At 43.7% G+C, this 6114-nt stretch carries 7 protein-coding genes; 6 read left to right on the plus strand and 1 reads right to left on the minus strand.

All coding sequences use genetic code 11. The features are described from left to right. The first annotated feature begins 373 nt into the window (after positions 1-373). Positions 374-1600, plus strand: a complete 1227-nt coding sequence (gene sstT / locus ACI3UA_RS09290) for a serine/threonine transporter SstT (protein ID WP_439724539.1) — start codon at positions 374-376, stop codon at positions 1598-1600. A 210-nt stretch (positions 1601-1810) separates the two neighbouring features. Beyond that, positions 1811-3016, plus strand: a complete 1206-nt coding sequence (locus ACI3UA_RS09295; RefSeq protein ID WP_439724540.1) for a methyl-accepting chemotaxis protein — start codon at positions 1811-1813, stop codon at positions 3014-3016. 275 nt (positions 3017-3291) lie between these two features. On the opposite strand, the gene ACI3UA_RS09300 is transcribed toward ACI3UA_RS09295, so the two are convergent. Next, complete coding sequence (locus ACI3UA_RS09300; protein WP_439724541.1) at positions 3292-3612, minus strand: helix-turn-helix domain-containing protein; 321 nt, start codon at positions 3610-3612, stop codon at positions 3292-3294. Between the two features lie 146 nt (positions 3613-3758). On the opposite strand from ACI3UA_RS09300, the gene ACI3UA_RS09305 reads away from it, so the two are divergent. Genes ACI3UA_RS09305 through ACI3UA_RS09320 form a run of 4 tightly spaced genes read left to right on the plus strand, consistent with a single transcriptional unit; the run spans position 3759 to position 5876 of the window. Then, positions 3759-4166, plus strand: coding sequence for a hypothetical protein (locus ACI3UA_RS09305; RefSeq protein ID WP_439724542.1), 408 nt, complete (start codon positions 3759-3761; stop codon positions 4164-4166). Between the two features lie 24 nt (positions 4167-4190). Continuing rightward, positions 4191-4805, plus strand: a complete 615-nt coding sequence (locus tag ACI3UA_RS09310) for a hypothetical protein (RefSeq protein ID WP_439724543.1) — start codon at positions 4191-4193, stop codon at positions 4803-4805. Between the two features lie 31 nt (positions 4806-4836). Then, the gene (locus ACI3UA_RS09315; RefSeq protein WP_439724544.1) at positions 4837-5460 is read left to right on the plus strand and encodes a hypothetical protein; all 624 of its coding nucleotides are present in this window, start codon (positions 4837-4839) and stop codon (positions 5458-5460) included. Between the two features lie 14 nt (positions 5461-5474). Beyond that, entirely contained in the window at positions 5475-5876 is a 402-nt protein-coding gene (locus ACI3UA_RS09320) for a hypothetical protein (protein ID WP_439724545.1), read from the plus strand. The last annotated feature ends 238 nt before the right edge of the window (positions 5877-6114 follow it).

The following is a 6114-nucleotide window of genomic DNA, read 5'->3' on the forward strand; positions in this document are numbered from 1 at the left end:
TGACCGCCGGCAAGACCATCGTCAAGATGATTTGCGTGCCTGACAAGCTGGTAAATATTGTTGTGAAATAACATTAAATATGCTGTATGTCTGAATCGGGGTGTGTCCTGCCTTGGCGGGGCGCACCCTTTTCGCATGGAGAAAATCACGCGGCATGATGTGCGTGCAGAATACGGCATGAAAGGCGTGTAGAATACGGTATAATATATGTGCGGTATATAGATACAAAGCAGGTGTAATGTGCGCCTGTGAAAGAAATATTTATGTTTGTCCATGTAGGGTGGAAAAACCTTGACATGTGTTCATCCTAAGTTTACAATATTATGGCGTTTGAGTAGTTATAATGTGATTTTTATGGAGGAGTTATGTAATTATGATGAGTGCTACTTTTGCAAAATGGCAGAGCATCAGCCTGATTTTGCGTATCGTAATCGGTATGGTCATCGGTGCGGCCTTTGCCCTGACCATGCCTGGCAATACTGTTGTGCCAATTTTTGGTACGTTGTTTGTGGGACTTCTGAAAGGCGTTGCACCGGTGCTGGTATTTGTGCTGGTAATCAGTGCGCTGGCCAATGCGGCCGGTGATATTGGCGCCCGCTTCAAGAATGTAATCTTCCTGTATGTACTGGGAACCCTTCTGGCCGCCGTTACAGCTGTGGCCGCCAGCACGGTATTTCCTGTGACCATGAAGCTGACGGATGCGGCAAACAATGCGGCACCGGATGGCATCGGGCAGATTGTCACCACCATCCTCACCAATGTGGTGGTAAATCCTGTTTCTGCCATCATGACGGCAAACTACCTGAGCATTCTCTGCTGGGCGATTATTTTCGGCATGGGCTTCAAGAAGCTGGCCTCCAAGGAAACCCGCAACGTGGTAGCTGATTTTGCTGTCGTTGTGTCCAGGGCCGTATTCTGGATTATCCAGATGGCGCCTTTCGGCATTATGGGCCTGGTATTCTCCGCAGTTTCTGAGAATGGCCTGGCCATCTTCATTGATTACGGCATGCTGCTGCTGGTTCTGGTGGGCTGCATGTTTACGCTGGCCTTTATCGTCAACCCGATTATTACTTTTGTATTCCTGAAGCGCAATCCGTATCCTCTGGTACTGCGCTGTCTGAAGGAAAGCGGCGTGACTGCCTTCTTTACCCGTAGCTCCGCGGCAAATATTCCTGTAAACATGGAGCTTTGCAAGAAGCTGGGACTGGATGAGGATTTTTATTCCGTATCTGTGCCACTGGGTGCTACCATTAACATGGAGGGTGCGGCTATTACCATCACCGTAATGACTATGGCTGTTGCTCACACCCTGGGTATCAACGTGGATATTCCTACTGCCATTGTGCTGTCCGTACTGGCTACCGTAGGCGCCTGCGGTGCTTCCGGCGTGGCTGGCGGCTCCCTGCTGCTGATTCCTATGGCCTGCTCCCTGTTCGGCATCAGCAATGATATTGCCATGCAGGCCGTTGGCGTAGGTTTCATTATCGGCGTGGTGCAGGATTCCTGCGAAACAGCCCTGAATTCCTCTACCGATGCCCTGTTTGCAGCTACGGCTGAATACCATGACCGATTGGCTAAAGGGGAAACTGTAGAGCTGTAATTTAGCACAAATGTAAATTTAAATTATAGCAATTGTTTATACAAAAATGACAAAAATACATTGCACATGAAAACTAATCTGGTGTATAATTCTATGGTGAGAAGTGTAATCCTGTGCTGATGTTATTGGGTAGATTTTGCAGTCTGAGAAGGGTTTTCTCAGGCTGCTTTTTTCTATGAGGGAAAAAGGGTATATAGAGGAGGTTTTTTCATGTCGTCAAAAAATTATACTCCATTGCTGTCGACCATTTCAGGGGGAATGGCCATATTGGTGGCCATAATCGGCATAGCGTCGGATGCTATACCTGATGCCCTGATATTTGCCTTGCTGATTGTAGAGGGGATGCTGCTGATTACTCTGGCCAGAACCAATGCGAAGCTGCAGGCTATGACGGAGGACGGCGGGGCGGCGCAGCCTGTGTCCGTTTCCAGCGTACAGGGGGTGTCTTCCGGGCAGGCCGGTGATGGGGCAGTGGCCAGATATCAGGCATTTATAAAGAAGATGGCGAACATTTCCCAGCAGCTGGCGGCTTCCTCCGAGGAGCTGACCGCCAATACCCAGCAGTCTGCTGACAGCGCTATCAAGATTGCTGAGCATGTGGGCTCCGTCAGCCAGGGCATGGAGGCACAGGTAAAGGATTTGAATACATCAATGGAAGCAATTGATGGCATATTTAACGATATTATTGCCATGACTGAAAAGGCAGAGACTGCCAAGCAGTCAGCGGAGGATATGGCGGCTTCTGCTCACGAGGGTGCTTCACTGATGGAACAGGCCGTTGGCATGATGGGCAATATTGAAAAGAGCGTGCATGAGTCCGCCAGCATGGTCAACCGTCTGGGTGAGCAGTCCGAGGCCATCGGCCAGATTGTTGAGTCCGTTTCTTCCATCGCCGACCAGACCAATCTGCTGGCGCTGAATGCGGCTATTGAGGCCGCCCGTGCCGGTGAGGCAGGCAAGGGCTTTGCCGTTGTGGCCGAAGAGGTGCGCAAGCTGGCAGCTGAGTCCCAGGAGGCGGCCAAGCACATCAAGGCTAATATTACCTCCATTCAGCAGGCCACTCAGGACACTGTGAAGGCCATGGAGCAGGGAAATGCCGAGGTGGCCAGCGGTACGGAGTCCATCCGTCAGGTAGGCAGCCAGTTTGGCATTATCATGGATAAGATCGATGATATTCAGGGGCAGATGGGCGGCATTTCCAGCGCCGTTGATGTGGTGTCCCAGGGCGCAGAGAAGATTGTCTTTGCCATTGACTCCATGGACGAGGTCAGCCGCAAGGTAAGTGAAAGCACGAAGGTTATTTCCGGGGAAACCCAGCAGCAGTCCGCTTCTAACGAGGAGATTGCAGCGGCATCCCTTGCATTGGCAAATCTGGCCGAGGAAATGCAGAACGAGGTTACAAATTTCAGGGCGTAATGTTGAATGGTACAATTGTATATGCATAATTGCACAGTTATAAGCAAATGGCTATAAACGCATAGGCATAAGTGTATGGTTATAAGCGTATAATGCAATTGTCCGGTTGTAATTGTGCGGCTATATAGAAAAACTCCCCTTTGAAGAAGGTATAAATTCTTCAAAGGGGAGTTTTTGGTTGTTTATAAACGTTAATATAGCAAAAATAATCATCAAGTGCCTCATGTGCATATTTCTGCACATTGGCTTTGCTAGAATAGAATTGCAGCAGGAAATCAGTTGTCATTGCAGGGGCCGCCATGCTTTTCCTTCAGTGATTGTACCAGAATCCTGATGGATTGCATTTCCCTTGCCGTCAGTCCGCATAGCTCGACGTGCTCTACAGGGGCTTTTGTGGTCAGCCCCAGCAAAAAATCCGTGCTGCAGCGATATAAGTGTGCCAGCTTCAGCAGTATTTCCACACTGGGCGTTCTTTCAGAGTTCTCATATCCGGAAATAATGCTGGGGCTGACCATGAGCTTGTCAGCCACCTGTTTTTGTGAATACCCATTCTGCCTGCGCAGGTCTTTTAATTTATCAGCCAAGCCTTCTACCATAAGCTACCCCCTTCCAAACTAATTTTAAGGGGAGTATGATTACTTTAGGTGTATCTTATATTCACTAAAAGTATTGAAAATGTTTTATATTGTGAGTATAATAGGTCGTATAGTGGAAAGTCGTGCAGGATTGGGGGAATGAAGTGATGGAAAAGAAAAATAACACGGAAAATGAAGCAGTAAATGATGAGTCATTATCTTTTAAGGTTTGGATTGTTGCAGGGATAGCAGGAGCTGTTGTTACGTTTTTTGTGTTTGGTTTTTTTGCAATATTGTTTAACGAAACTGTTTTAAAATGGCTGGCATCAGCGTGTTCAGGTCTTATTATGGCAGGCATAGTCCGTATTGTGTTTCAAAATGGAATAGGGATTATATTAAGTATTACTGCATTTATCGCAGGTGTTCCTTTTTATATATGGGCATTACACTATGCAGAAGATAAAATGTATGTCTATGAGATTTTTGATTATGTATTTTCAGGAATGGTGATAATACCGTTGTGGCTAATTATTACATTGCTGCTGGCTGCAAGTACCATAAAGGATTCAGACTAGAATATGAGGCAGGGAGATGTTGAAATGGAGAAAGGAAAGAAGCCGTCATGCCTAGCATTGATATTGTTTTTGCTGTTTTTTGGCATACAAATAGTACATGACCATCAGACGAAAGTGCCAATTATTGGCAGTGATGTGGATTTGTTGAAACAGGAATTTCCGCTTGTTGGAAAGTATAAAGAGCGTTTTGAGGATAAGGAAAACGAAATATGGATTTGCTATGATGATATACCTATCAGACTTTATGCTAACAAAGATAATATGGTTTATGAGGCAACAGCTTATTATATTCCGAAGGATTATGATGCTAATGAGTTAGTGGAAGCAATGATGCCATGCCATACGGATAAATGGGTGGAATTAAAAAAGGGCTCAGTTAGTTATGATGATCTTCAGGCAGGAAGGACAGATAATGTTGATGCGTTGGAAGGTCAATCTATAGACTTTGATACACCTTCTGGGAAGAATGATAAGAAAGAATATTCTTTATATAGTAAAGAGTTGAAATCTGTTAATTCAGCGTTTATCGGAAGTGTTTTTATTACAGTGCAAAAATCGGTTCATTATACGGGGGCTAAAAGAAAAGTATATTTGATGAATATTAATGCTGGTATAAAAAAAGAAGCACTTAAACAATAGTAATAACGTGCGTGATGAAGGAGTGGTTGAGATGAGAGTGTGGAGAGATTTTTTATTCAAGTTATCTGGTATTGGAATGGCTATAGTGCTTGCAGTTATACTTGCAGGTATTTTACCAAGTCAAACATGTCATGCTGCTGATGGGATGAGATTCATTGGAGTTAGCAAAACGTATCTACTTGGATGTAGCACGGATCAGATTGATTTGAAGTTACATGATGGTGAAAAGGTGAGCGTTTTAGTATCACGTCTTCGAGAGTTGGTATTCTATTCTACTAACAGACCAAATCCGGGGTTTAGGTTAAGTTCATACGATGGTGATAATGAAGGGACATTATATAATATTAAGGAGTTATATACGAATAATCCTAATATCACAATATATCAGATAATGGTTTCTAAGGGAGCGCATGATGAGAACCATGGGTATTGGTTAATAGGCAGATATCATGGCAAGTGGTTCAAGTTTATGTCAATGGATAATTTGGTTACTATGGGGCATACTCCGAATGAGTGGCATCAGTTTGAAAGTAAGATTACCAAGGATGGTAAATTACGGATTATAAGTTCTCATGAACAGAGGCGTGTGGATATGGAACTGGAAGTGTCTTGGGATGAAAAGGCTCAGTGGTTTGCTATGAAACGTATACAGTAAAAGGAGAGATAGAGATGCTTAAATTAATAAGAATGCTGATTGTATGTGTAGGCGTAATTGTTTTATTTAATGGTGTTTCATTAGCGAAAGCCTATGATGATGTACCTGTATATGGTCCGGAAACCCAGGTTTACCAAAGATGTATAAAGGTAATACAAGGGCATTGGGTAAATAATAATGGTGATGTGCTGGATTTTAAGGGAAATTACTTAAATGGGTGCAGGATAATCAGGATTGAGAGATGTGCAGGAGGTGGTGCTCATTATAGTGGCTTGTTTGTCATAGAAGAAAGAGATGGCATAAGAGGATTGAATATATATTGTCAGTGTGCAAAACATCCTTACGATGCAACCTATAAGGATGGTGGTAATGAACCTGTTGTGAGATATAATAATTCATACTATCATAGGCGATAATAGTATGTTCAGAAAAGGAAAATGTTACAAAAAATGTAAAATATTAACAATATTTATTTTACAAAAACTGATATCGTGTGTTAACATTAGAAATAATTGAAAAAGACATAATGTTTTTACTATGTGTTAAGAATGGGGGAGATGTTGATGGTTGGCTCAAATAAGTCTTTGCGCGGATACCCGGATAAGCCAGTAGAGAGTATTCAGTCAGATTTATTCAATGTAGAATCGTATGTAA

The organism is Anaerovibrio sp. (assembly GCF_051866355.1).
Classification (GTDB): domain Bacteria; phylum Bacillota; class Negativicutes; order Selenomonadales; family Selenomonadaceae; genus Anaerovibrio.